Here is a 25,998-nt window from a genome sequence, read left to right as displayed (position 1 = left end):
AGCAACCGGAATGGGTTCGGTTCGCGTAGCCATCGTCGGCGTGGGCAACTGCGCCGCCTCGCTGGTACAAGGCGTCGAGTACTACAAGGACGCCGACCCGGAGAGCCGCGTGCCCGGCCTCATGCACGTGCAGTTCGGCGACTACCACGTGCGTGACATCGAGTTCGTGGCCGCTTTCGACGTCGACGCCAAGAAGGTCGGCCTCGACCTGGCTGACGCCATCGGCGCCAGCGAGAACAACACCATCAAGATCTGCGACGTGCCGAACGCCGGCGTGCAGGTCCAGCGCGGTCACACCCTCGACGGACTGGGCAAGTACTACCGACAGACCATCGAGGAGTCCGCCGAGGCTCCGGTCGACGTCGTCCAGGTCCTCAAGGACAAGCAGGTCGACGTCCTGGTCTGCTACCTCCCCGTGGGTTCCGAGGACGCCGCGAAGTACTACGCCCAGTGCGCCATCGATGCCAAGGTCGCGTTCGTCAACGCCCTTCCGGTCTTCATCGCCGGCACCAAGGAGTGGGCGGACAAGTTCACCGAGGCCGGCGTCCCGATCGTCGGTGACGACATCAAGTCGCAGGTCGGCGCCACGATCACGCACCGCGTGATGGCCAAGCTGTTCGAGGACCGGGGCGTCATCCTGGACCGCACCATGCAGCTGAACGTCGGCGGCAACATGGACTTCAAGAACATGCTGGAGCGGGAGCGCCTGGAGTCCAAGAAGATCTCCAAGACCCAGGCCGTCACCTCCCAGATCCGGGACCGTGAGCTGGGCGAGGACAACGTCCACATCGGCCCCTCGGACTACGTGGCCTGGCTGGACGACCGCAAGTGGGCATACGTCCGCCTTGAGGGCCGCGCCTTCGGTGACGTCCCGCTGAACCTTGAATACAAGCTTGAGGTCTGGGACTCCCCGAACTCTGCGGGCGTCATCATCGACGCGCTGCGCGCCGCGAAGATCGCCAAGGACCGGGGCATCGGTGGCCCGATCCTCTCCGCCTCCTCGTACTTCATGAAGTCGCCGCCGGTGCAGTACTTCGACGACGAGGCACGGGACAACGTCGAGAAGTTCATCAAGGGCGAGGTCGAGCGCTGACGCGCCCGCCACAACCTCCCTCCGCAGGCCCCCGGGTATTCCGCCCGGGGGCCTGCGGGCTGTGTGAGGCTGTGCCCCATGCATGCTGTGCGCGATCTCCGCGTATTACTCCGGCTACGCGACTTCCGTTCGCTCCTTGCCGCACGGCTCCTGTCCCAGGCGGCCGACGGGGTGTTCCAGGTCGCGCTGGCCACATACGTCGTCTTCTCACCCGAGAAGCAGGCCTCGCCCACCGCCATCGCCTCCGCCATGGCGGTGCTGCTGCTGCCGTACTCGCTCCTCGGCCCGTTCGCCGGCGTACTGCTCGACCGCTGGCGGCGCCGTCAGGTCCTGCTGTACGGCAACCTGCTGCGGACCCTGTTGGCCATGGCGACCGCGGCGCTGATCGTGTCGAAGGTCCCCGACTGGCTCTTCTACGCTTCGGCCCTCTCGGTGACCGCAGTGAACCGCTTCGTGCTCGCAGGGCTGTCGGCCGCGCTCCCGCGCGTGGTCGACGGTGAAGAACAGCTGGTCATGGCCAACTCCCTGGCGCCTACAGCCGGAACACTCGCCGCGACGGCCGGCGGCGCACTCGCCTTCGCGGTCCGGCTGGCCGGCTCGCATGTGGATGCGTTCGTCGTGCTGCTCGCCGCGGCCCTCTACTTCTGCTCGGCACTGACCGCCCTGCGCATGGCACCGCAGCTGCTCGGCCCCGACCCGACGCTGCTCCAACCACGCGTGCGCGAAGCCCTGTTGAGCACTGCGCGCGGCCTCGTCGAGGGTCTGCGGCACCTCGCCGAGCGGCGCATCCCGGCTCGGGCGCTGACCGCGATGACCGTGGTCCGTTTCTGTTACGGGGCTCTGACAGTCACGGTGCTGATGCTGTGCCGCTACTCCTGGGCGGCCACCGAGTCCGAGGGCCTGGCCCTGCTGGGGATCGCCGTCGTGGTGTCAGGAGCGGGCTTCTTCATGGCCGCCGTCGTCACGCCCTGGGCGGTCGCCCGGCTCACCCCGTTCGGCTGGATCGCCTGCTGTGCCGCTCTGGGCGCGGTACTGGTGCCGTCGCTCGGCCTGTTCTTCGAACCCGGACCGATGCTCGCGGCCGCCTTCATCCTCGGTCTCGGCACCCAGGGAACCAAGATCTCGACCGACACCGTCGTCCAGTCGTCCGTCGACGATGCCTTCCGCGGCCGGATCTTCGCCCTCTACGACGTCCTGTTCAACGTCGCCTTCGTCGGTGCCGCCGCGGTCGCCGCCCTGATGCTGCCGCCGGACGGACGGTCCGCCGCGCTGCTCTTCGTGGTGACCGCGCTCTATGCGTTGGTCTCGGCGGCGATGTTCCGCGCGGGGCGCGGCTAGGGGCGGCTAGCCCTCCACCTCGCGATGATCGGGTCCTTGCAGCACAGCAGGCCCGGACCCGATACCTTACGGGCGTCCTACACGAGCCTGTACACATCAATATCGGGGGAGATCCATGACCACGCCGCCTCAGGGCCAGAATCCCTACGGACAGCCGCCGTACGGTCAACAGCCCTACGGGCAACCGCCGTACGGCCAGAACCCCTACCCGCAGGCGCCGCCGGCACCGCAGGCGCCCTACGGACAGCCCCAGGGCGGGTACGCCTACCCCCAGCAGCCACAGGCTCCGTACGGCCAGCCGCAGCAGGGATACCCCTCGCCGCCGCAGCAGCCCTATATGCAGGGCGGCGCTCCCGTACCTCCGCCGCGTCCCGCCAAGAGCCGCTCACCCAAGGCGATTCTGCGGGCTGTGGGAGTCGTCCTCGCGCTGATCGCCTTCGCGTTCTTCTGGCTCACCAGCCTGGACGACGGAGACAGCGCCGAGGCCGGGGACTGTGTGAAGAAGTCCAGCAGTGCACTGGACGATGGCCTGGCCGTGGTCGATTGCGGTACCTCGGAGGCCCAGTACAAGGTGACCGAGGTACACAACGGCTCGTCGGACCCGTCCGTGTGCCGCTCGGGGCAGGACGCCTACGTCAAGACGGTGCACCGGCGCCGCCGGGCCGACACCGCCATGGTGCTCTGCCTCGCCCCCACGAAGTAGCGCACCCACACGCACTCCGGATATGCCGAGGGGCGGTGTTTCACGTGAAACACCGCCCCTCGCTTCATGCCCTCGTGGCTTCACTCGATGTTTCATGTGAAACATGGCATCGCGCCCGCGCCGAACGCCGTTTCACGTGAAACGGAGAAGCTCACGGAGTGCTCGTTTCACGTGAAACATGCCGGCCCATCGAGCGCCGTTTCACGTGAAACATCAGCCCTGAGAGGCCCACCACTCCTTCAGAGCGGCGATAGCCGCGTCCCGCCCCATGGGGCCGTGCTCCAGCCGGAGCTCCAGCATCTGCTTGTATGCCTTGCCGACCTCGGGTCCCGGGCGGATGCCCAGGATCTGCATGATGTCGTTCCCGTCCAGGTCCGGACGGATCGCATCCAGCTCTTCCTGCTCCTGGAGCCGTGCGATGCGCTCCTCAAGCCCGTCGTATGCGCGCGACAGGGCAGAGGCCTTGCGCTTGTTGCGGGTGGTGCAGTCCGACCGTGTGAGCTTGTGCAGCCGCTCCAGCTGTGGGCCGGCGTCCCGGACATAGCGACGGACCGCGGAGTCCGTCCACTCGCCCGTCCCATAGCCGTGGAAGCGCAGATGCAGCTCCACCAGACGCGAGACGTCCTTGACCATGTCGTTGGAGTACTTCAGCGCGGTCATCCGCTTCTTGGTCATCTTCGCGCCCACCACTTCGTGGTGGTGGAAGGAGACCCGACCATCCAACTCGAAGCGCCGCGTCTTGGGCTTACCGATGTCGTGCAGCAGGGCCGCCAGCCGCAGGACCAGATCGGGCCCGTTCTCTTCGAGGTCGATCGCCTGCTCCAGGACCGTCAGCGAGTGCTCGTAGACGTCCTTGTGACGGTGATGCTCATCACGCTCCAGCCGCAGGGCCGGCAGCTCGGGCAGGATCCGGCCGGCGATACCGGACCCGACCAGCAGGCGCAGTCCCTTGCGCGGGTTCGGCGCCAGGATCAGCTTGTTCAGCTCGTCCCGTACGCGCTCGGCGGAGACGATCTCGATCCGGTCCGACATCGCATTCATCGCGGCAACGACCTCGGGGGCGACCTCGAAGTCCAGCTGGGCGGCGAAGCGGGCCGCGCGCATCATCCGCAGCGGGTCATCGGAGAACGACTCCTCCGGCGTCCCGGGCGTGCGCAGCACCTGGGAAGCCAGGTCCTCCAGGCCGTCGTGCGGGTCGACGAACTCCTTCTGCGGCAGCAGGACCGCCATGGCGTTCACCGTGAAGTCCCGACGGATCAGATCTTCCTCGATGGAGTCTCCGTACGACACCTCGGGCTTGCGGGAAGTGCGGTCGTACGCCTCGGAGCGGTAGGTCGTGATCTCGATGTCGAACGAGTCCTTCTTGCAGCCGACCGTGCCGAAGGCAATGCCGACCTCCCAGACCGCGTCCGCCCACGGCCGGACGATCTTCAAGACGTCCTCGGGACGAGCGTCCGTGGTGAAGTCCAGGTCGTTGCCGAGCCGGCCCAGCAGCGCATCCCGGACCGAGCCGCCGACCAGGGCAAGCGTGAACCCGGCCTCCTGGAATCGACGGGCCAGGTCATCCGCAACGGGGGACACCCGCAGCAGTTCGCTCACGGCACGTCGCTGCACATGGTTCAGCGCGTTCGTCGACTGCGGCGTCCGCTCGGCGTTCGGGGTGGAGAGGTCATTGTTGGCGTTCGGCACAACAGAACAGGGTACGTGGCCGCGCCGAGCGAGGCGTCACGTAATAAAGGGGACAGGCCGGTCGCCCGGCGATCATGTGGAGCAGTCCCCGGCACTCCGGCACGCCGGGCCTCGTTACCATTCGTGGACGCACATTCCGACGACCACTGACGACGACGAGGGACGGACGAGCGCGTGGCCGAGGCGGCAGGGTTCCAGGGGACTGAACGGCCGCGTGGTCGATGGCTGCGAAGGACCGTGACACTCCTCACTGGAGTCCCCCTGCTCGCGGGGCTGCTCCAGACCCCGCACGCCCCCTCCGCCCAGGCGGCCACGACCGGCTCCCACACAGTCGACGTCACCATCGACTCCATGTCCCCGTCCGCTCCCGCCAAGGGTGACACGGTCACCATCTCCGGCACCCTGACCAACGACAGCCGCAGCACGATCACCGACGCACACCTCGACATGCACCGCGGCGATGCGCTCAACAGCCGCAGCGCCATCGAGTCTGTGACGCATCGCACCGGCTATCTGTCCGGGGCGGACGGCCCTGAGGTCGAGGGACACCAAGAGAAGATCGACAAGCTGGACCCCGGCGTCAGCCGCCCCTTCACCCTCAGCGTGCCGGCCAAGGACCTCGACCTCGGCGATGACGGTGTGTATCAGATCGGCGTCTCTCTGTCAGGGCACTCACAGGCCTCGTCGTACGAGCAGGTCCTCGGCATGGACCGGACGTTCCTGCCCTGGCAAGCCTCCGACGCCAAAAAGAAGACGCAGCTCACGTACCTGTGGCCGCTGATCTCCTCCACGCATCTCACCGCCGAGACCGACGCCGACGCCCAGCAGACACCGGTCTTCCGCAACGACGACCTCGCCGCCGAGCTCGCGCCGGGGGGCCGGCTCCAGCAGATGGTCGCGCTCGGCAAGAACCTGCCGGTGACCTTCGTCATCGACCCCGACCTGCTCGCCACCGTCGATGCGATGACCAAGTCGTACCGGGTGAACGGCCCGGACGGCCCGATGGGCAACAACCAGGCCGTCGCCAAGCAGTGGCTGCACGAACTCGAAGAGGCCGTCAAGTCGCACGAGGTCGTCGCGCTGCCCTTCGCCGACCCCGACCTGGCCTCGCTCGCGCACCACGGCAAGGGCGTCCCCAGCGCCCTCAGCCACCTCGGCCCGGCCACCGAGCTCGCGGACAAGACCGTCGACACCATCCTCGGCGTCAAGCCGCGTACCGACTTCGCATGGCCGGTGAACGGGGCGATCGACTCCTCCATCGTCGACGTCGCCACCTCGGCCGGGGCGCACAATGTGATCACCCGGAGCGACAGCCTGCGGGACACCGGCAAGCTGTCCTACACACCGACCGCGGCCCGCCCCATCGGCGGCGGCAACACCGCGATCGTCGCGGACGCCCCGCTCTCCCGGGCCTTCGAGGGCGATATGTCGAAGGCATCGGACGCCACCCACGCGGTGCAGGAGTTCCTCGCCCAGACGCAGATGATCAGTCTCCAGGACCCGGACCGGCAGCGCAGCGTCGTCGTCGCGCCACAGCGCATGCCGTCGGTGAGCCAGGCCCATGCCATGGCCACCGCACTGCGGGAGCTGGAGGAGGACGGGCGCTGGACCCAGTCGCTGAGCCTCAGCGGCGCAGCCAAGGCCAAGCCCGACCCCGCAGCCAGCCGCCAGGTGCCGAGCAGCTCCGCCTACCCGTCCGCGCTGCGCAGGCAGGAACTGCCCACCGACGCCTTCCGGCAGATCCAGGGCACCCAGTCCGCGCTGGACGACTTCCGGGTGATCCTGGCCCAGCCGGAGCGTGTGGTGACGCCGTTCGGCAACGCCATGATGCGGGAGATGTCGACGGAGTGGCGGGGCGATACCTCCGGTGCCGCGACGTTCCGGCACTCCGTGCGCAGCTACCTCGACGGGCTGACGAAGAAGGTCCATCTGATCCAGAAGTCGGAGGCCACGCTCTCCGGGCGCAGCGCCACGATTCCGGTGACGGTGCAGAACAACCTGGTCCAGGGCGTGAAGGACATGACGCTGCGGCTGACCTCCTCCCAGCCCAACCGTCTGGACGTGGGGAAGTCACAGCAGATCACGGTGGACGGCGGGCACAGCCAGTCGTTCAAGTTCGACACCACGGCCAACGCCAACGGTCGCGCTTGGGTGACCGCACAGCTCTACACGGCGGACGGAAGGCCCTACGGTGAGCCCATGACGTTCCAGGTGAACGTCACGGAGATCACCGCGACGGTGATGCTCGTCATCGCGGGCGGCGTGCTGTTGCTCGTTCTCGCCGGCGTGCGGATCTACCTCCAGCGCAAGCGGGCGGCGGCCCAGCGCGCCGAGGACGGGTCGGACGGCAACGACGCCGAGGGCCCGACAGACACGGACGGAGACGGCGACGGCACGGACGGAGACGCGCCCGAGCAGCCGAGTGACCCCACGCCGGACACCGGTTCGGAAAGCTCCGACCCGTCCGGCTCAGGTGAGAAAGTGGACCGTTGATATATGGCGGGGCCGGATGGCCGGCGACGGATGAGGTGGGGCAGCGATGAATGCGCCGTACGACGGTGACCGGGGCCGGGGCGCCAATGGCGACCCCACGCGGCCGGTCCCTCCGACGCCCCCGTTCCCCGCGGACCAGGACCCCTTCGTCCAGGACGCCTACCACGGCGATCCGCACCGCGCCCCGGACCCCACGGCCCACGGCCCGGTGACCGAGGCGCCCTACAACCGCGCCGCGCCGCCTCCGCCGCCCCCGGGGCAGCCGACGCAACCGCTCTACCAGCACCCTGCTGCGGGCCCGCACGCTCCCGCCACACAGCAGTGGGGCGCACCCCCACCGGCGGGGCCGCAGGGGCCGGCCGGCGATCTCTCGTCCGGCGATGCCGGGGCGACGACGCAGTTCGTGGGCGTCGACGCCCCGTTCAGCGAGTCATCCGGCGACCGCCCGGAGCCCGATGCCTTTGCGCATCTCTACCGGGACCAGCAGCCCTACGATCCCCAGCGGCCGGCCCCGGCCGGGCCGCCCCCCGGACCGCACGCCGGGCCGCCCACGGCCGGGCCGGTACAGGTCCCGGATGCTGTTCCGCAGCAGGCCGCCCCGGCACCGGAGCCGGCTCCCGTGGCGGCGGCCGGCAAGCCCTCCGGCGGCCGTGCCTCCGGTCTGCTCAAGTCCAGTGCGGTGATGGCTGCCGGCACGATGGTGTCCCGTCTCACGGGCTTCGTCCGCTCGGCGCTGATCGTCGCCGCGCTCGGCGGTGCGGTGCTCGGTGACTCCTGGCAGGTCGCCTACCAGCTACCGACGATGATCTTCATCCTGACCATCGGCGGCGGTCTGAACTCGGTCTTCGTTCCGCAGCTGGTGCGCGCGATGAAGGAGGACGACGACGGCGGCGAGGCCTACGCCAACCGGCTGCTGACGCTGGTCATCGTGGTCCTCGGTGTTCTGACGGTGCTCGCGGTGGTCGCGGCGCCACTGCTGGTGAAGCTGGTCTCGTTCGACATTTCGCGTGACCCGGCGGCCAACGAGGTCGCCGTCGCCTTCACCCGCTACTGCGTGCCCACGATCTTCTTCATGGGTCTGCACGTGGTGATGGGGCAGATCCTCAATGCCCGCGGCCGCTTCGGCGCGATGATGTGGACCCCGGTCCTCAACAACATCGTCATGATCGCCACGTTCGGCCTGTTCATCTGGGTCTACGGCACGGCGAAGACCTCGCACATCGGCGTCACCACCATCCCCGACGAGGGCATCCGCCTCCTGGGCATCGGCACCCTCCTCGGGCTCGTCGTCCAGGCCCTGGCGATGATCCCGTACCTGCGCGACGCCGACTTCAAGCTCCGGCTGCGCTTCGACTGGCGCGGCCACGGCCTGGGCAAGGCCGCCAAGCTCGCCAAGTGGACGGTGCTGTTCGTGCTCGCCAACCAGGCGGGCGTCCTGGTCGTCACCCAGCTCTCCACCTGGGCCGGCAACACCGCCGACCGGCAGGGCCACCCGGGCACCGGCTTCATCTCGTACGCCAGCGCCCAGCTGATCTGGAACATGCCACAGGCGATCATCACCGTCTCCGTGATGGCCGCGCTGCTACCGCGGCTGGCACGGTCCGCGCACGACGGCGACACCGGAGCCGTCCGGGACGACATGTCGCAGGGCCTGCGTACCTCCGCGGTCGCCATCGTCCCGATCTCGTTCGGCTTCCTCTCGCTCGGCATCCCGCTGTGCACACTGGTCTACGGCTCGTCCGGCGCCGGTATCCCGATGGGCTACATGCTGATGGCCTTCGGCGTGGGCCTGATCCCGTTCTCGGTGCAGTACGTCGTCCTGCGCGCCTTCTACGCGTACGAAGACACCCGGACGCCCTTCTACAACACGGTGATCGTCGCCGCCGTCAACGCCGCGGCCTCCGGCCTGTGCTTCCTGATCCTGCCCGCCCGCTGGGCCGTGGTCGGCATGGCGGCCTCGTACGGCCTGGCGTACATCATCGGCGTCGGCGTGGCCTGGCGGCGGCTGGGCAAGCGGATGGACGGCGACCTGGACACCGCCCATGTCGTGCGAACCTACGCGCGGCTGGCCGGCGCCAGCCTCCCGGCCACGATCATCTCGGGCGGCGTGGTCTACGCCCTCATGCAGACGCTCGGCAGCGGATTCCTCGGCTCGCTGACCGCTCTGATCGCCGGCGCCGCCGCACTGCTGACCGTGTTCTACGTCGCGGCACGCAAAATGCGCATCGAGGAAATGAACGCCCTGGTCGGCATGGTCCGGTCAAAGCTTGGGCGTTGATTGAGCACAACCATCGACTGCCACCGTGTGTCGTGCATAGTGGCGGACTGTGGGCACAATTGTCTTGGCTCATTGAGCCTGCAACGGATGGGGAGGCAGGAACGACGGTGGCGGAACGGAGCACGGCTGCCGTCGACGTGGCCGACACGAGCGGTGAGGAACCGCTGCCCGCCAAGGCGGGTAAGGCCACGGACGACGGTGCTAAGGCCGAGAAGGTATCCGGCGGGGAAACGGACGCCGCACGCACTGACGAGAGGCGTGCCGACGCGACCGAGGCCCAGCCACCGGAACTGCACAGCGGCCACAAGCTCGCCAGACGTTACCGCCTCGAAGAGTGCGTCACCCGTCTGGACGGATTCAGCAGCTGGCGTGCGGTGGACGAAAAGCTGCGCCGGGCTGTCGGTGTGCATATCCTGCCCGCCGACCACCCACGGGCCCGCCCGGTGCTCTCGGCCGCCCGTTCCTCGGCGCTGCTCGGCGACCCCCGGTTCGTCCAGGTCCTCGACGCCGTCGAGGAGAACGATGTCGTCTACGTCGTCCATGAGTGGCTGCCGGACGCCACCGAGCTCACCACCGTGCTCGCCAACGGCCCTCTGGAGCCGCACGACGCCTACCAGCTCGTCAGCCAGGTCTCCCAGGCCATGGCCGCCGCGCACCGCGAGGGCCTGTCGCACCTGCGGATCACCCCCGGCTCGGTGCTGCGTACGGAGTCCGGGCAGTACCGCATCCGCGGGCTGGCCGTCATGGCGGCGCTGCGCGGCATCACCTGCGAGCACCCGCAGCGCACGGACACCGAGGCGATCGGCGCCCTGCTGTACGCCGCACTCACCCAGCGCTGGCCGTACGAGAACGACGCCCACGGCCTGACCGGTCTGCCGAAGGGCGTCGGGCTGATCGCACCCGACCAGGTACGCGCCGGTGTTCACCGCGGGCTCTCCGAGCTCGCCATGCGCGCTCTGATCAACGACGGCGCCACGGCGTCCCGCCAGGAGCAGCCCTGCACCACGCCGGAGGAGCTGGCCAAGGCGGTTGCCGCCATGCCACGCATCCGGCCGCCGGAGACGGCGTTCACCACGCCGCCGCCGTACCAGCGCACGGGGTACCAGCAGGGCAGCTATCGGCAGAACTCCGGCCACAACGGCTCGGCCGGCCGGACTCAGCCGGTTGCGACGCCTCCGCCCCCGCTCCAGAGCCGCACCGGTCGGGCGCTGAAGTGGTCCGTCTCCGCGCTGCTCATCGCGGCGCTGGGACTGGGCAGCTGGCAGCTGGCAGACACCCTGCTGAAGCGGGAGAACGACCAGGACGACCCGGGGAACTCGCAGCCGGCCGGCGGCCCTGCCAAGAAGCCGGGCGGCAAACCGATCAAGATCGTGAATGCCGAGGAGTACTACCCGGACGGCAAGCCCCAGCACCCCGACCAGGCACGGAACACCCACGACGGCGACCCAAGCACCTACTGGCGGAGTCTCAGCTTCAAGGAGGGCCCGGAACTCAATCCGGCCTTCAAGCAGGGCGTCGGCCTGATCTACGACCTCGGCTCGAAGCAGCAGATAAGCAGCGCGTCCATCGGGCTGCACTACATCGGCAAGTACACCACCGTGACGCTGTATGCCGCGGATTCGCTCACGACGTCCGAGCCGCTGAGCTCCATGCGCAAGCTGGGCTCGGGGCAGACATCGGGAGCGACGGCGAAGATCAAGCTGAAGCAGCCGGCCAACGCGCGCTACGTGGTCGTATGGTTCACGGCGATGCCCTATGGGCCGACGGACGAGTTCAGCGGCCCCGGCTACAAACAGGGCGTCACAGAGGTGTCGTTCACGAGCTGAGCAGGCAGTGACCAGCGGGGCCCCGGCCGGATATCTGGCCGGGGCCCCGCTGGTCACCGGCGTTCGACAGCATTTACTTTCCTGACCTGGCGGGCTTCAATGGGACCGAGATCAGGCAGCTACGGCCGGGGGGCCCGTGTCCACCGACAGCAACGAGGCTTCGACAGCAACCGACGCCGATCTCCTCGCCTTGCATGTGAAAGGTGACCCCGATGCGTTCGGGGAGATCGTTCGGCGACATCGCGACCGGCTCTGGGCGGTGGCCCTGCGGACCCTCGGTGATCGCGAGGAAGCCGCCGACGCCGTGCAGGACGCCCTGGTCTCCGCCTATCGCGCGGCCCACACCTTTCGCGGCCAGTCCGCCGTGACGACCTGGCTGCACCGGATCACGGTCAACGCCTGTCTCGACCGGGCCCGTAAGGCCGCCTCCCGGCGCACCTCGCCCGTCGCCGAGACCGAGCGGCTGGAGCAGCTCCTCGAACCCGAAGAGTCCGCCGCGGCCCCGGCCGAACGCGAGGACCTCCACCGTGAGCTCCTCCGCGCGCTGCGCACTCTTCCCGAGGAACAGCGAGCCGCACTCGTCCTCGTCGATATGCAGGGGTACCCCGTCGCGGAGGCCGCCGCGATCCTCGACGTACCGACCGGAACGGTGAAGAGCCGCTGCGCACGCGGCCGTGCTCGACTCCTCCCCTTGGTCACCCATCTGCGCACGGGCGACGGGGGTAGCAAGCCGACGGGCGGGGGAAGGAACCGGGCGCAGGGGACATCCGTCCCACCGACGGCAGGACCGACGGACACTGGTGCCGTGAAGGGCGGAGGTGGGCGAGCGTGACGTCGACGACCGACACGGGTGAGCACCCGGAGGTCTCCGAGATCTCCGAGCTCTCCGACGGGCTGCTCTCTCCCTCCCGCACCGCGGATCTGCGGGGCCACCTCGCGCGCTGCGCGCTGTGCGAGGACGTCTATGCGTCCCTGGAGGAGATCCGAGGGCTGCTGGGCACGCTCCCCGGCCCGACGCGGATGCCGAGCGATGTGGCCGAGCGTATTGATGCCGCCCTCGCGGCGGAGGCGCTGCTGGACGCTACCGCTCCTGGATCCGAAGGCGATGTTTCACGTGAAACAGCCACCGTCCCGGTCCTTGTTTCACGTGAAACCGATGCCGAGGTTTCACGTGAAACGGATGATGAGCCCCCTGGGCGTGGAAACTCCTCCAGCCGGCCCGCCGGACGGCCTCGTGGTGCCACCGGACCGGGCCGCGGGGCGCCTGGCGGCCGCTCGCCGCGTTCACGGCGCTGGCCCCGAGTTCTGCTCGGCACGGCAGCGGCAGCGGCGGTCCTCAGCTTCGGTGGCTTGCTCATCCAGAACGCGGCCATGGACGGCACCCAGGCGAGCCAGGACCGAGCCACCTCCACCACCGGGAAGAGCCGGGGTGGTGCAGCCGGCCTCACCACTACCAGCCTTGAATCACATGTCCGCGACCTGCTTGCGTCCAAGAAGTCGCACAGGTCGCCGGACATGGGTGCCCGCAGCTCCCCCGAGACCCCCCTGCGGGGTAATGCCGACACAGTTCCGTCATGCGTCCGCCAGGGCATAGGGCGCCCGGAGGCTCCGCTGGCGTCCAGCCACACCCGCTACCAGGGCAAGGACGCCTATCTGGTCGTACTGCCCGACCCCGCCGACGCCACGCGCGTCTCGGCGTATGTCGTCTCTTCCTCCTGCGTCTCCGCCACTCCGCCGGTTCCCGGAAAGGTGCTGCTGTCGCACTCGTACCAGCGAGACTGAGCGACGAGAAGTGCGCTGTGACACTCCGGGAATGCTCGCCCCGTAGGATCCGTTGGGTGGGGTGAGAGTTCCGAGAGCCCCAGCAAGCAGTCGGCAGAGACAAGGAAGACACCCGTGAGCGACGTTCGCAACGTGATCATCATCGGCTCCGGGCCCGCGGGCTACACCGCAGCGCTCTACACCGCCCGCGCGTCCCTGAAGCCGCTGGTCTTCGAAGGTGCCGTCACCGCCGGCGGCGCGCTGATGAACACCACCGACGTGGAGAACTTCCCCGGTTTCCGCGACGGCATCATGGGGCCGGACCTGATGGACAACATGCGCGCCCAGGCCGAGCGCTTCGGCGCCGAGCTCGTACCGGACGACATCGTCGCGGTCGACCTCAGCGACGAGATCAAGACGGTCACCGACACCGCAGGCAATGTGCACCGGGCGAAGGCGGTCATCGTCAGCACCGGCTCCCAGCACCGCAAGCTCGGCCTGCCCCGCGAGGACGAGCTGTCCGGCCGCGGCGTCTCCTGGTGCGCCACCTGTGACGGGTTCTTCTTCAAGGACCAGGACATCGCCGTCATCGGTGGTGGCGACACCGCGATGGAGGAGGCCACTTTCCTCTCCCGCTTCGCCAAGTCGGTCACGGTCGTCCACCGCCGCGACGCCCTGCGTGCCAGCAAGGCGATGCAGGACCGCGCCTTCGCCGACCCGAAGATCAAGTTCGTCTGGGACAGCGAGGTCGCCGACATTCACGGCGAGAACAAGCTGGCGGGTCTGACGCTGCGCAACGTCAAGACCGGTGAGACCTCGGAGCTCCCCGTCACCGGCCTCTTCATCGCAATCGGCCACGACCCGCGGACCGAGCTGTTCAAGGGCCAGCTGAACCTCGACGACGAGGGCTACCTCAAGGTCGACGCGCCCAGCACCCGTACGAACCTGACGGGTGTCTTCGCCGCCGGTGATGTGGTCGACCACACCTACCGCCAGGCGATCACCGCGGCCGGCACGGGCTGCTCCGCCGCCCTTGACGCCGAGCGGTTCCTCGCCGCGCTGTCCGACGGTGAGGCGGTCGCCGAGCCGGAGAAGACCGCTTCCGCCTGACCCCCGCACCCAGCTTTCCCACCACCCACCCAGTAAGGAGATTGCCATGGCCGGCGCCACGGTGACCGTTACGGACGACAACTTCGAAGAGGTCGTCCTCAAGAGCGACAAGCCCGTCCTCGTGGACTTCTGGGCCACCTGGTGCGGCCCGTGCCGCCAGGTCGCCCCGTCCCTGGAGGCCATTGCCGCCGAGCACGACGAGATCGTCATCGCCAAGCTGAACACCGACGAAAACCCGGCGACCACCGCCAAGTACGGCGTCATGTCGATCCCGACGATGAACGTCTACAAGGGCGGCGAGGTCGTGAAGACCATCGTCGGCGCCAAGCCGAAGGCTGCCATCGAGCGCGACCTGGCGGACTTCCTCGCCTGAGTCACTCTCGTTGTTTCACGTGAAACGGGCCCGCCCTCATCGAGGGTCGGGCCCGTTCGCTGTTTCACGTGAAACATGCTGCCGGGGGACGGCCTGACTCACAGCGGTCGCAGGGCAGGTTCCTTCTGGACGGCTCCCAAGAGACGGTCGAGCGCCAGCTCCACGTCTTCCTTCCACGAGATCGTGGTCCGTAGCTCAAGCCGCAGACGCGGAAAGCGGGGGTGTGGGCGTACGGTCTTGAAGCCCACGGCGAGGAGATGATCGGCGGGCAACACACATGCCGGCTCGGTCCAGCGGGCATCGCCGAATGCCTCAATGGCCTTGAAGCCTCGCTGGATGAGGTCCTTGGCCACCGTCTGGACCATCACCCGCCCCAGCCCCTGTCCTTGATAGCCGGGGATGAGCCATGCCGTCAGCAGCTGTACCGCATCCGGCGACACCGGACTGGTGGGGAAGGCGGTGGAGCGCGGCACATAGGCCGGCGGGGCGTACATCACAAACCCCACGGGCACCTCGTCGACATAGACAACTCGCCCACAGGATCCCCACTCGAGCAGTACCGCCGAGATCCAGGCTTCCTTCTCCAGCTCGGGACGTCCCGCCCTTACCGCGGCCTCGCCGCTGACGGGGTCGAGCTCCCAGAAGACGCAGGAGCGGCAGCGCTTGGGGAGATCCGGAAGGTTGTCCAGCGTGAGCGGTACGAGCCGACGGCCCATAAAGCCAGGTCCTCACTTCTCTCGCCTGCCGCACCACGAAGCGTCGTCAGCACCGCCTGCTCCCTGAGCAGACCACCAACGAACCCTCCGACAGCTGCGAGGCCGAAACCCACTGCCAGCAGTCCGGTGCGGCTCACCGATCGCATGGCCCTCTCCTCGCTATGAGGTGTCTCCATGTGGATGTGTGCCATACCCGAACGCATCGTATCCACCCTTTACGGGCACGGGTACCGCACAAGAGCAAAGGGCGGGCCGTGTTCCGGTATGGACTCCGGAACACGGCCCGCCCAGGAGCCGAAGGCGTCAGCTCACTCGTCGTCCTTCTGCTCCTCGGCCAGTGTCTGGCCCAGGACGCATCCCTCACCGGGAGCGAGCGTGCCGAGGATGCGCTCCAGATCGTCTATCGAGGCGAACTCGACAACGATCTTCCCCTTCTTCTGCCCCAGGTCGACCTTCACCCGAGTCTCGAACCGGTCGGACAGCCGGGTGGCCAGATCGGTGAGTGCGGGAGACACCCGAGTCCCCGCACGGGGCCCCTTCGTCTTGCTCGCGCTCTTCGGATTCGAGCCCATCAGCTTCACGATCTCCTCGACCGTGCGGACCGACAGCCCCTCCGCGACGATGCGGCGTGCCAGGTGGTCCTGCTCCTCCGAGTCCTCCACGGACAGCAGGGCACGGGCATGCCCTGCCGAAAGCACACCTGCGGCAAGACGGTTCTGCACCGACGGCGAGAGATTCAGCAGACGCAGGGTGTTGGAGACCTGCGGACGCGAGCGACCGATCCGGTCGGCGAGCTCGTCATGCGTGCACTTGAAGTCCTTCAGCAACTGGTCGTAGGCGGCGGCCTCTTCCAGCGGGTTGAGCTGCGCCCGGTGCAGGTTCTCCAAGAGGGCGTCGAGGAGCAGCTTCTCATCGTCGGTTTCCCGGACGATGGCAGGAATCTTCTCCAGTCCGGCCTCACGGGACGCCCGCCAGCGGCGCTCGCCCATGATGAGTTCGTACGTCTCCGGTCCGGTCTGGCGAACCACCACCGGCTGGAGCAGACCCACCTCCTTGATGGAGACGATCAGCTCCGCCAGAGCGTCCTCGTCGAAGACTGTACGGGGCTGGCGCGGGTTCGGCGTGATCGCATCCAGTGGCACCTCGGCGAAGTGCGCGCCCGCCACCGCCGACAGGCCCGCTGCTGCCTCGGCCCCGGCCGACGCCTCTGTTTCACGTGAAACACCGTGCGTCGGCAGCGATGTCACCTTGGCGGCCGCTACTCCCCGTTCCGGGGTCAGGACCGGTACGGCCGACGGTGACGGCGCTCCCTGTCCCATCGCGGGTCCGACGTGGTCCGTGCTCTGCGGTGCTGCGGGGATCAGCGCACCGAGCCCACGGCCCAGGCCTCTACGTCGTTCGCTCACTGAGTCCCCTCCGAGATGCTGTGCTGTGCTTCATAGTTGACGCTGAGGCCCTGGCCCCCGGTCTGCGGGACCCCACGCAACGCGATCTCTCGGGCTGCTTCGAGATAGGAAAGCGAGCCACTGGATCCCGGGTCATAGGTGAGCACTGTCTGCCCATAGCTGGGCGCCTCGGAGATACGCACCGACCGCGGAATGCTCGTACGGAGCACCTCGTGGCCGAAGTGGCTGCGTACCTCGTCAGCAACCTGCGAGGCCAGCCGGGTACGCCCGTCGTACATGGTGAGCAGGATCGTCGAGACATGGAGCTTGGGGTTGAGATGGCCCCGCACCAGATCGACGTTCCGCAGCAGCTGGCCGAGCCCCTCCAGCGCGTAGTACTCGCACTGAATCGGGATCAGCACCTCGGCACCGGCGACCAGCGCGTTGACGGTGAGCAGACCGAGCGAGGGCGGGCAGTCGATGAAGATGTAGTCCAGCGGCTGCTCGTACGCCTTAATGGCCCGATCCAACCGGCTTTCACGTGCCACCAGCGAGACCAGCTCGATCTCGGCGCCGGCCAGATCGATCGTGGCGGGCGCACAGAACAGCCCCTCCACATCCACGACCGGCTGCACGACGTCGGAGAGCGGCTTGCTGTCCACCAGCACGTCATAGATCGACGGCACTTCGGAGTGGTGATCGATCCCCAACGCGGTCGATGCGTTGCCCTGGGGATCGAGGTCGATCACCAGCACCCGGGCCCCATGCAGGGCCAACGAGGCCGCCAGGTTCACGGTGGTCGTGGTCTTACCGACCCCGCCCTTCTGGTTGGCAACCACCATGACCCGAGTCTGTTCAGGTCGGGGCAGCCCCTCACCCGCGCGGCCAAGTGCCTCTACCGCCAGCTGAGCTGCACGACCGATCGGGGTGTCGTCCATCGGGGGCGGCGTTTCACGTGAAACGTCGTCCCCGAACGACTCGCTACGGGGACCGGGGACCGGATCGGTCATCGGTCCCGCGATGTTGGCGTCGGACCGCAAGGATTCACTCTCCTCGACATCTGGCTCGCAATGTTCAGAGCCTGCCATGCTTTCGGTGTCGTGAACCAGTGAGGTCCGTTCTCCTGTGGACGAATCCACATCTGTGGATACTTCCGTGACCCTTGCGGGCTTACGGTCGCGCGGCGCGGCGGCCGCACGCCCGCGGCCGATGATCCCTTGCAGCAGAGAACGACGTTTCACGTGAAACACGATGCCAGTGCCGCGCCTGAATTAGCCGCGACACTCCGTCTTGTGCCGTTTTGATGGGGTTTATAGAATTCGCTCGTTCCCCTATTTCGCGGAACGGAACGCCCTCGCATCCATGCCGGTCCGCATTGCTCCGGCATGAGGGCATCAGCGCCGGCGCCCCCTCGACACACGGCTGACGCGCGCCGCCTTCGCCCGCTTGGCCGCGAAGCGCACACCGCCGGGGCTCTCGCCCACCTCGACCCGCACCACGGTCGACGGCGGATCCACGATCCCCTCACCGACGTGCACCACCGAGGTCTCGACCACGCCCAGCTTGCTCAGCGCCGCCCGGGCTCCCTTGAGCTCCTCCTCCGCGGCATCGCCCTTGAGCGCCAGCATCTCGCCGTACGGACGCAGCAGCGGAACGCCCCAGCCGGCCAGCCGGTCGAGCGGAGCAACCGCGCGCGCGGTCACCACATGCACCTGCGGAAGCTTGCCCATGACCTCCTCGGCCCGCCCCCGGACGACGGTGACGTGGTCGAGACCGAGCAGTTCGACGACCTCTTGCAGGAAGGTCGTCCTCCTCAGGAGCGGCTCCAGGAGCGTGATCTTCAGATCTGGACGCACCAGGGCCAGCGGAATACCGGGCAGCCCGGCCCCCGACCCGACATCGCAGACCGAAACGCCCTCGGGCACCACCTCGGAGAGCACCGCGCAGTTCAGCAGATGCCGCTCCCACAGTCGCGGCACCTCCCGCGGGCCGATCAGCCCTCGCTTCACACCTGCGTCGGCGAGCAGTTCGCCGTACCGCACGGCCTCCGGAAAGCGCTCACCGAATACCTCCTGCGCCGCCTTCGGCGCGGGAGGGAGCTCCGCTGCTGCCTCCGCCACGGGAACCGCCCTTCCTCTGGACTGCTTTTCCTGTCGGGAACCGGGCCTACGCACCCGGAATAACACAGATCGCTGACAACTTTTGGCCCCGCCTGCGAGCAGACGGGGCCAAAGAAAATACGGAAGCGCTGAGCGGTCAGGCCGGGAGGACAACCACTCGGCGCTGCGGCTCCTCGCCCTCGGACTCGCTCCGGAGACCGGCCGCCGCCACCGCGTCATGGACGACCTTGCGCTCGAACGGCGTCATCGGGTCCAGCTTCACCGGCTGACCGGTGCCCCGGGCCTCCTCCGCCGCCTTCGCGCCGATCTTCGTCAGCTGCTCACGCTTACGCGCCCGGAAACCGGCGATGTCCAGCATCAGACGGCTGCGGTCACCGGTCTCCCGGTGCACGGCCAGCCGGGTCAGCTCCTGAAGCGCCTCCAGGACCTCACCGTCGCGCCCCACCAGCTTCTGGAGGTCACGGCTGGTCGCATCGCTGATGATCGACACGGCCGCGCGGTCGGCCTCCACGTCCATGTCGATGTCGCCGTCGAGGTCGGCGATGTCCAGCAGACCCTCGAGGTAGTCGGCTGCGATCTCGCCTTCCTGCTCCAAGCGGGTCAGGGTGTCGGTGCCCTCGGCGGCAGGGGTCGTGTCCGTCACGAAAGGACTCCTTCTTACTTCTTGGACGGGTGCTTGGGGCGCTGCTGGCCCTTGCGCTGTCCGGACTTGGCGGTACGGGACCCGGAGGCGCCGCCCTTCTCCTTGTCCTCCTGCGCGTCCTTCTTCTCCAGCGACGGCTTCTTCGCGGCGCCCTGGCCGGAGCCCGCCCGGGTGCGCTGCCCGCCGCCGGCCGGGGCAGTGCCGCCGGTCTGCCGCTTGGCCTTCGTCTGGCGCTTGGGCTGCTGGCGGTTCTGGCGCGCCTCCTCGGCGGCCCTCTTCGCCTCGACCTCGGCCGGGCTCTCGACGAGCTTGCCCTGGGCCCGCAGCCGCTCCTGGCGCTCCGCGAAGGCCTTGCTGCCCGGGGTCGGGTTACGACGGATGACGAACATCTGCTGGCCCATGGTCCACACGTTGGTGGTCAGCCAGTAGACGAGAACACCGACGGGGAAGTTGATGCCGAAGACGGCGAACATGATGGGGAAGACGTACATCAGCATCTTCTGCTGCTGCATGAACGGCGTCTTCACCGTGAGGTCGACGTTCTTGGTCATCAGCTGGCGCTGCGTGTAGAACTGCGACGCCGACATCAGGACGATCATGATGATCGTGACCACGCGCACGTTGGTGACCGAAGCGCCGAGGCTCTCGATCTTCGCCGCGCTGTCCATGAACTTCGCCGCCAGCGGCGCACCGAAGATGTGTGCCTTCTGGGCGCTCTGCAGCAGCGTCTGGTCGATGACGCCGACGGTCTTGTTCTGCGCGATGTGGCTGAGGACCTGGTACAGGGAGATGAAGAACGGCGACTGCGCCAGAATCGGGAGACAGCTCGACAACGGGTTGGTACCCGTCTCCTTGTAGAGCTTCATCATCTCTTCGGACTGGCGCTGCTTGTCGCTCTTGTAGCGCTCCTGGATCGCCTTCATCTTCGGCTGGAGCGCCTGCATGTTCCGCGTCGACTTGATCTGCTTCACGAAGAGCGGGATCAGGCAGATACGGATCAGTACCACCAGCGAGACGATGGACAGACCCCACGCCGCGCCACTGTTCGGGTCAAAGATCAGGCTGTAGAACGAGTGGAACTGGACGATGATCCAGGAAACAGCGGTATAGAGGGGACCGAGGATCGTGTCCACGAATCAGGCTCCTTGGGCGTTGGGCTGAGTCTCGGGCTGGGCGGCGGGTTCATGGACGACAGTCCCGCCCAGACGGCTCCTCAGCCGCTGATGCCAGACCGGACGCTTCCGGGGAGGGACGTGGTCGACGCCACCGAGCGACCACGGGTTGCAGCGCAGGATGCGCCAAGCCGTCAGCGCAGTCCCTTTCACCGCGCCGTGCCTGTCGATGGCCGTATAGCCATAGTGCGAGCACGACGGGTAGTACTTGCAGACCGGGCCCAGCAGAGGGCTGATGGTCCACTGGTAGATCTTGATCAAAAGCAGCAGCGGGTACTTCACTGTGCGCTCCCTCCCGGGTCCCGTCCGGGGTTCCGGGGGCCCGCGGCGTAGCCGCCGACGGACGTGGCCCCCGGGGGATTGCAGCCTCTCGGCACCCCTCCCAGCAGCCGCTCCAGGGCGGCGTCCAGGTCTCGGGCCAGCTGGTCGTGATCCGCGTCACCCGCACCGGGCAGGGCCCGTACGACAACCAGGCTACCGGCGGGCAGCCGGTCCAGCCGGTCGCGCACGAGGTGGCGGAGTCTCCGCTTGACCTTGTTGCGCACAACCGCGGTGCCGATGGCCTTGCTCACGACGAAACCCGCACGCGTCGGGGGAACACGTTCCCCCGACGCGTGCGGGTCCGTTGCACCGCTACGACAATGAACGACAAGGAGCGGGCGCCCGGCCCTGCGTCCCCGGCGTACCGCGGTCGCGAAGTCCTCGCGCCGCCTCAGCCGATTTTCGGTAGGCAGCACGGCATGGACCTAGGTCAGGCTGCTCAGGCCGACAGGCGGGCGCGACCCTTGCTGCGGCGCGTCGCGAGGATCGCGCGGCCGGCACGGGTCCGCATGCGCAGACGGAAGCCGTGGGTCTTCGCGCGGCGGCGGTTGTTCGGCTGGAAGGTGCGCTTGCTCACTCGGGGGCTCCAGGAATGCTTGTTGTCTCAAGGTGAGACAGATGTGGGGCGTCGTTGGCTGTCACCGTGCGCCCACGAGTAGCTCGCAACGCTCGATTGCACCGCTTGACGATCGCCCAGAGCGCGATCTTTGCCCATCGGAGGCAGGCGGCAGCAGCCATCGACAACTCGACCTGGTCACGGTACGCGCGGCTACGCCATCCGGTCAAACCGGCTCGTTGGGAGTGCCCGCGGTGCCTTGTCAGGACACTCTATGCACAGCCTGTGGACAACAACTTGAATCCCCAGGCCCGCCCTGACTACCGTGGCTGAACTCCATTTCCTTCCCGCCCGTCCCGAGAATCACACATTCGTGGGACTGTGAGAGAGCGTGCCCTGTGGCTGACGTACCTGCCGATCTTGCCGCAGTGTGGCCGCGCGTGCTCGACCATCTCCTCCGTGCGGAGACCGACGGCCTCAAGCCCAAGGACCAGGACTGGCTCAAGCGCACCCAGCCGCTGGCGCTGGTCGCCGACACCGCGCTGCTCGCCGTCCCCAACGAATTCGCCAAGGGCGTGCTCGAAGGCCGACTGGCACCGTTGATCGGGGAGGCCCTCAGCCATGAGTGCGGCCGCCCGATCCGGATCGCGATCACCGTGGACGACACCTCCGAGGAGCCCCCGGCGCCGTCAGCCCCCACGCCGCAGCATCCGTCCCCCCAGCAGCCCCCGCTCCATCAGCAGCGCCAGTCGCCGCAGCACGACGCCTACGACTACGAGCCCCGGCACGAGACCCGGCAGGGCTACGGGCACCAGGGCGAGGACCTGCCCGGCGTCCGGCCCGCCTACCCCGACTACCAGCGTCCCCGGCACGAGCCCGGCGCCTGGCCGCAGCCCTCCGGGATGGTCGGCGGCCCCGGCCCCCGGGAGGACTACGGCTGGCAGCAGCAGCACCTCGGCGGCTTCCTGGAGCGCGAACCGGCCGGGGAGCAGTGGCGTGAGCCCTACGGCTCGCCGTCCTCGCGCGGACCGCAGCACCAGCCGGCACAGGGCGACTACCGCCCCCAGGCGCACGAGCGCAGCGGGCCCCCGCAGCACTCCGACGGTGCGCGCCCGGCGTACGAGCAGCACCGCCACGACCCCCACGAGCACCAGCCCAGTGGCCGCAACGGCCGCTCCGGTCCCGGTGCCGTACTGCCCGCGTCCAGCGGTGCGCCGGGGCCGCTCGCCGCACAGCCCGCTCCGGCGACCGGCCCCGGCGAGCCGACCGCGCGGCTGAACCCGAAGTACCTCTTCGACACCTTCGTCATCGGTGCCTCGAACCGCTTCGCGCACGCCGCCGCGGTGGCCGTCGCCGAGGCCCCGGCCAAGGCGTACAACCCCTTGTTCATCTACGGGGAGTCCGGCCTCGGCAAGACCCACCTGCTGCATGCGATCGGGCACTACGCGCGGAGCCTGTACCCGGGGACCCGGGTGCGGTACGTGAGCTCGGAGGAGTTCACCAACGAGTTCATCAACTCCATCCGCGACGGCAAGGCGGACGCGTTCCGCAAGCGCTACCGCGACATGGACATCCTGCTGGTCGACGACATCCAGTTCCTGGCGAGCAAGGAGTCGACGCAGGAGGAGTTCTTCCACACCTTCAATACGCTGCACAACGCGAACAAGCAGATCGTGCTGTCCTCGGACCGGCCGCCCAAGCAGCTGGTCACCCTGGAGGACCGGCTGCGCAACCGCTTCGAGTGGGGTCTGATCACCGACGTCCAGCCGCCCGAGCTGGAGACCCGGATCGCGATCCTCCGCAAGAAGGCGGTGCAGGAGCAGCTGAACGCACCGCCGGAGGTGCTGGAGTTCATCGCGTCCCGGATCTCGCGCAACATCCGCGAGCTGGAGGGCGCGCTGATCCGGGTCACCGCGTTCGCCTCGCTCAATCGGCAGCCAGTGGACCTGGGGCTCACCGAGATCGTGCTGAAGGATCTGATCCCCGGGGGCGAGGACGCGGCGCCGGAGATCACCGCGACCGCGATCATGGCGTCCACCGCCGACTACTTCGGGCTCACCATCGACGACCTCTGCGGCTCCTCGCGCAGCAGGGTGCTGGTGACCGCCCGGCAGATCGCCATGTACCTGTGCCGTGAGCTGACCGACCTCTCGCTGCCCAAGATCGGCGCACAGTTCGGCGGCCGGGACCATACGACGGTGATGCATGCGGACCGCAAGATCCGCGCGCTGATGGCCGAGCGCCGTTCGATCTACAACCAGGTCACCGAGCTGACCAACCGCATCAAGAACGGCTGAGGCCGGCCGCCGAGCCGGCGACGAAGGGCGCTTCGGGACTCGTCTCCCGGGGCGCCCTTCGTCGTACGGGGATGTGCGGGGACGTCAAAGGGGTGCCGGCCGCACCGGCTGTGTTCGATTCCGTGCCTGGTCACGGCCTCTCTCCACAGATTGGGCAAGAATCTTCCGTCCACACCCTGGGGAGGGGAGAGTTATCCCTGTGGGATCCACAGGTCGGTGTGTTGACGGAGCATCGGTGGAGGTCAGCCGCTTGGGGATTTGTGATCAACCTTCTTCCACAGGGTGTGGACAGTCGATCCGTCCACAGGGCGGTGGATGTCTTGTCCACCGGCCACCCACAGACCAGCCGCCGTTGTCCCCAGCAATCCCCAGCTTCTCCACACCCCTGTCCACTGTTCGGCAACGCAACACCCGCGCTCACCGCGCCGAGTGAAAGCCGTCACACCAAGTTGGTTGGTTGGGCTGTGGGGAACGTGGGTAAAGCTGGGGATGGCACTGGGGAGAAGTACCCGTCCCCTGTGCATCGGGTGTGCAGAACTTTGGGCGGTCCACAGCACCACCGGCTTATCCACGGCCGCCACCCACAGGGGCAGTGGACAAAAAATCCGCGTTGACCTGCGCAGAAGCAGTTGTCCACGGTTTCCACAAGCCCTACTACTACGACCACGGATATCTACCGGGGAACTCGTTCGGAAACGGGGCCTGTGCACAAGTTGGCCGCCGAGCGTCCGGGACCGGTCGAGTCGACTTGACCCCGAGCCGCACCGACTGTCGGTGGCGTACGTCAGACTGGTCTCCGGCAACTCAGCCGACGAAGAACGCCAGCAGGGCGAGAGCCAGCAACAGCAGGAGGCGGTTTCCGGTGAAGATCCGGGTGGAGCGCGATGTACTCGCGGAGGCAGTGGCCTGGGCGGCCAAGAGCCTCCCGGCCCGTCCGCCGGTGCCCGTCCTCGCGGGCCTGCTCCTGAAGGCCGAGGACGGCGTACTGAGCCTCTCCGGCTTCGACTACGAGGTCTCCGCGCGGGTCTCGGTCGACGCCGAGGTGGAAGAGGAGGGCACAGTCCTCGTCTCCGGCCGACTGCTCGCCGACATCTGCCGCGCACTGCCGAACCGCCCGGTGGAGATTTCCACCGACGGTGTACGGGTGACCGTCGTCTGTGGCTCCTCGCGCTTCACCCTCCACACCCTCCCTGTGGAGGAGTACCCGTCCCTGCCGACGATGCCCACCGCCACCGGCACCGTCCCCGGCGAGGTCTTCGCCTCGGCCGTCTCCCAGGTGGCCATCGCCGCCGGCCGTGACGACACCCTCCCGGTGCTCACCGGCGTACGGATCGAGATCGAGGGCGACACCGTCACCCTGGCCTCCACCGACCGCTACCGCTTCGCGGTGCGTGAGTTCCTGTGGAAGCCGGAGAGCCCGGACGCCTCCGCGGTCGCGCTGGTCCCCGCCAAGACGCTGCTGGACACCGCCAAGTCCCTGAGCAGCGGTGACACCGTCACGCTGGCGCTGTCCGGCTCCGGCCAGGGCGAGGGCCTGATCGGTTTCGAGGGCGCCGGGCGGCGGACGACGACGCGTCTGCTGGAAGGCGACCTGCCGAAGTACCGCACGCTCTTCCCGACCGAGTTCAATTCGGTCGCCGTGATCGAGACCGCCCCGTTCGTCGAGGCCGTCAAGCGTGTGGCGCTGGTGGCCGAGCGGAACACCCCGGTCCGGCTGAGCTTCGAGCAGGGTGTGCTGATCCTGGAGGCCGGCTCCAGCGACGATGCACAGGCTGTGGAGAGGGTGGACGCGGATCTGGACGGCGACGACATCTCGATCGCCTTCAACCCCGGCTTCCTCCTGGAGGGCCTGTCCGCCATCGACTCCCCGGTGGCGCAGCTGTCCTTCACGACGTCCACCAAGCCTGCGCTGCTCAGCGGTCGGCCGGCCAAGGACGCCGAGGCGGACGACGCCTACAAGTACCTGATCATGCCCGTCCGGCTGTCCGGCTGACGCGGCGGAGCGAGCCTTCGGCCGCTCATCGGAGCCCTTGCGGCGACCGGCTGACAGGCCCCCCGATGAGCGGCTGAGCCCACAGCTGTGCACGGACCTGCGGGCGTAGGCTCGGACGCGGGTACACCAGC

The 25,998-nt window shown here is 68.2% G+C and carries 22 protein-coding genes; 12 read left to right on the top strand and 10 right to left on the bottom strand.

Features of this window, described 5'->3' with window-relative positions; translation table 11 throughout:
• Window positions 1-10 precede the first annotated feature (10 nt).
• The 3 genes from AB0C96_RS02015 to AB0C96_RS02005 all read left to right on the top strand — a co-directional run bounded on the left by AB0C96_RS02015 (window position 11) and on the right by AB0C96_RS02005 (window position 3,134).
• Complete coding sequence (locus AB0C96_RS02015) at window positions 11-1,093, top strand: inositol-3-phosphate synthase (protein WP_362912672.1); 1,083 nt, start codon at window positions 11-13, stop codon at window positions 1,091-1,093.
• 78 nt (window positions 1,094-1,171) lie between these two features.
• Window positions 1,172-2,431 carry an MFS transporter gene (locus AB0C96_RS02010; protein WP_362912670.1) on the top strand — a complete coding sequence of 420 codons (1,260 nt, stop codon included), beginning with the start codon at window positions 1,172-1,174 and terminating at the stop codon, window positions 2,429-2,431.
• Between the two features lie 115 nt (window positions 2,432-2,546).
• Window positions 2,547-3,134 carry a hypothetical protein gene (locus tag AB0C96_RS02005; RefSeq protein ID WP_362912668.1) on the top strand — a complete coding sequence of 196 codons (588 nt, stop codon included), beginning with the start codon at window positions 2,547-2,549 and terminating at the stop codon, window positions 3,132-3,134.
• Between the two features lie 213 nt (window positions 3,135-3,347).
• Here the strand turns inward: AB0C96_RS02005 and AB0C96_RS02000 are convergent, their stop codons facing one another.
• A complete protein-coding gene (locus AB0C96_RS02000; RefSeq protein ID WP_362912666.1) occupies window positions 3,348-4,823 on the bottom strand; it encodes a CCA tRNA nucleotidyltransferase in 1,476 nt (491 codons plus the stop codon).
• Between the two features lie 237 nt (window positions 4,824-5,060).
• On the opposite strand from AB0C96_RS02000, the gene AB0C96_RS01995 reads away from it, so the two are divergent.
• The 7 genes from AB0C96_RS01995 (at window position 5,061) to trxA (ending at window position 14,664) form a co-directional block, all read left to right on the top strand.
• A complete protein-coding gene (locus AB0C96_RS01995) occupies window positions 5,061-7,316 on the top strand; it encodes a DUF6049 family protein (RefSeq protein ID WP_362912664.1) in 2,256 nt (751 codons plus the stop codon).
• Between the two features lie 46 nt (window positions 7,317-7,362).
• Window positions 7,363-9,594 carry a murein biosynthesis integral membrane protein MurJ gene (murJ, locus tag AB0C96_RS01990; protein ID WP_362912662.1) on the top strand — a complete coding sequence of 744 codons (2,232 nt, stop codon included), beginning with the start codon at window positions 7,363-7,365 and terminating at the stop codon, window positions 9,592-9,594.
• 107 nt (window positions 9,595-9,701) lie between these two features.
• Window positions 9,702-11,420 (top strand): serine/threonine protein kinase, encoded by a 1,719-nt coding sequence (locus tag AB0C96_RS01985; protein WP_362912660.1) that lies wholly within the window; start codon window positions 9,702-9,704, stop codon window positions 11,418-11,420.
• Window positions 11,421-11,556: 136 nt separating this feature from the next.
• Window positions 11,557-12,252, top strand: coding sequence for an RNA polymerase sigma factor SigM (gene sigM, locus AB0C96_RS01980; protein WP_362912658.1), 696 nt, complete (start codon window positions 11,557-11,559; stop codon window positions 12,250-12,252).
• A complete protein-coding gene (locus AB0C96_RS01975; protein ID WP_362912656.1) occupies window positions 12,249-13,202 on the top strand; it encodes a hypothetical protein in 954 nt (317 codons plus the stop codon). The genes sigM and AB0C96_RS01975 overlap by 4 nt, the downstream gene beginning before the upstream one ends.
• 114 nt (window positions 13,203-13,316) lie before the next feature.
• On the top strand, window positions 13,317-14,291 hold the full coding sequence (gene trxB / locus AB0C96_RS01970; protein WP_362912654.1) for a thioredoxin-disulfide reductase: 975 nt from the start codon (window positions 13,317-13,319) through the stop codon (window positions 14,289-14,291).
• A 46-nt stretch (window positions 14,292-14,337) separates the two neighbouring features.
• Window positions 14,338-14,664, top strand: coding sequence for a thioredoxin (gene trxA / locus AB0C96_RS01965; RefSeq protein ID WP_136742013.1), 327 nt, complete (start codon window positions 14,338-14,340; stop codon window positions 14,662-14,664).
• Window positions 14,665-14,762: 98 nt separating this feature from the next.
• On the opposite strand, the gene AB0C96_RS01960 is transcribed toward trxA, so the two are convergent.
• The 9 genes from AB0C96_RS01960 to rpmH form a co-directional block, all read right to left on the bottom strand.
• Window positions 14,763-15,380, bottom strand: a complete 618-nt coding sequence (locus AB0C96_RS01960) for a GNAT family N-acetyltransferase (RefSeq protein WP_362912652.1) — start codon at window positions 15,378-15,380, stop codon at window positions 14,763-14,765.
• A 308-nt stretch (window positions 15,381-15,688) separates the two neighbouring features.
• The gene (locus AB0C96_RS01955) at window positions 15,689-16,786 is read right to left on the bottom strand and encodes a ParB/RepB/Spo0J family partition protein (protein ID WP_362912650.1); all 1,098 of its coding nucleotides are present in this window, start codon (window positions 16,784-16,786) and stop codon (window positions 15,689-15,691) included.
• Window positions 16,783-17,853 carry an AAA family ATPase gene (locus tag AB0C96_RS01950; RefSeq protein ID WP_078518757.1) on the bottom strand — a complete coding sequence of 357 codons (1,071 nt, stop codon included), beginning with the start codon at window positions 17,851-17,853 and terminating at the stop codon, window positions 16,783-16,785. The genes AB0C96_RS01955 and AB0C96_RS01950 overlap by 4 nt, the downstream gene beginning before the upstream one ends.
• Window positions 17,854-18,159: 306 nt before the next feature.
• Window positions 18,160-18,885 carry a 16S rRNA (guanine(527)-N(7))-methyltransferase RsmG gene (gene rsmG, locus AB0C96_RS01945; protein ID WP_362912648.1) on the bottom strand — a complete coding sequence of 242 codons (726 nt, stop codon included), beginning with the start codon at window positions 18,883-18,885 and terminating at the stop codon, window positions 18,160-18,162.
• Window positions 18,886-19,021: 136 nt separating this feature from the next.
• Window positions 19,022-19,528: a R3H domain-containing nucleic acid-binding protein gene (locus tag AB0C96_RS01940; protein ID WP_362912646.1), complete on the bottom strand. Its 507-nt coding sequence runs from the start codon at window positions 19,526-19,528 to the stop codon at window positions 19,022-19,024.
• Window positions 19,529-19,542: 14 nt separating this feature from the next.
• Window positions 19,543-20,661 carry a membrane protein insertase YidC gene (gene yidC, locus AB0C96_RS01935; RefSeq protein WP_362912644.1) on the bottom strand — a complete coding sequence of 373 codons (1,119 nt, stop codon included), beginning with the start codon at window positions 20,659-20,661 and terminating at the stop codon, window positions 19,543-19,545.
• A gap of 3 nt (window positions 20,662-20,664) precedes the next feature.
• Window positions 20,665-20,982 carry a membrane protein insertion efficiency factor YidD gene (gene yidD, locus AB0C96_RS01930; protein ID WP_362912642.1) on the bottom strand — a complete coding sequence of 106 codons (318 nt, stop codon included), beginning with the start codon at window positions 20,980-20,982 and terminating at the stop codon, window positions 20,665-20,667.
• On the bottom strand, window positions 20,979-21,437 hold the full coding sequence (gene rnpA / locus AB0C96_RS01925) for a ribonuclease P protein component (RefSeq protein WP_362912640.1): 459 nt from the start codon (window positions 21,435-21,437) through the stop codon (window positions 20,979-20,981). The genes yidD and rnpA overlap by 4 nt, the downstream gene beginning before the upstream one ends.
• Window positions 21,438-21,460: 23 nt before the next feature.
• Complete coding sequence (gene rpmH / locus AB0C96_RS01920; protein ID WP_003975051.1) at window positions 21,461-21,598, bottom strand: 50S ribosomal protein L34; 138 nt, start codon at window positions 21,596-21,598, stop codon at window positions 21,461-21,463.
• 377 nt (window positions 21,599-21,975) lie between these two features.
• On the opposite strand from rpmH, the gene dnaA reads away from it, so the two are divergent.
• Both dnaA and dnaN read left to right on the top strand, forming a co-directional pair.
• Entirely contained in the window at window positions 21,976-23,874 is a 1,899-nt protein-coding gene (gene dnaA, locus AB0C96_RS01915; protein ID WP_362912638.1) for a chromosomal replication initiator protein DnaA, read from the top strand.
• 862 nt (window positions 23,875-24,736) lie between these two features.
• Window positions 24,737-25,867 (top strand): DNA polymerase III subunit beta, encoded by a 1,131-nt coding sequence (gene dnaN / locus AB0C96_RS01910; RefSeq protein ID WP_362912636.1) that lies wholly within the window; start codon window positions 24,737-24,739, stop codon window positions 25,865-25,867.
• Window positions 25,868-25,998: the final 131 nt, after the last annotated feature.

This window comes from Streptomyces sp. NPDC048506, from assembly GCF_040651315.1.
GTDB lineage: Bacteria > Actinomycetota > Actinomycetes > Streptomycetales > Streptomycetaceae > Streptomyces.
This window is presented reverse-complemented; position numbering and strand designations above follow the sequence as displayed.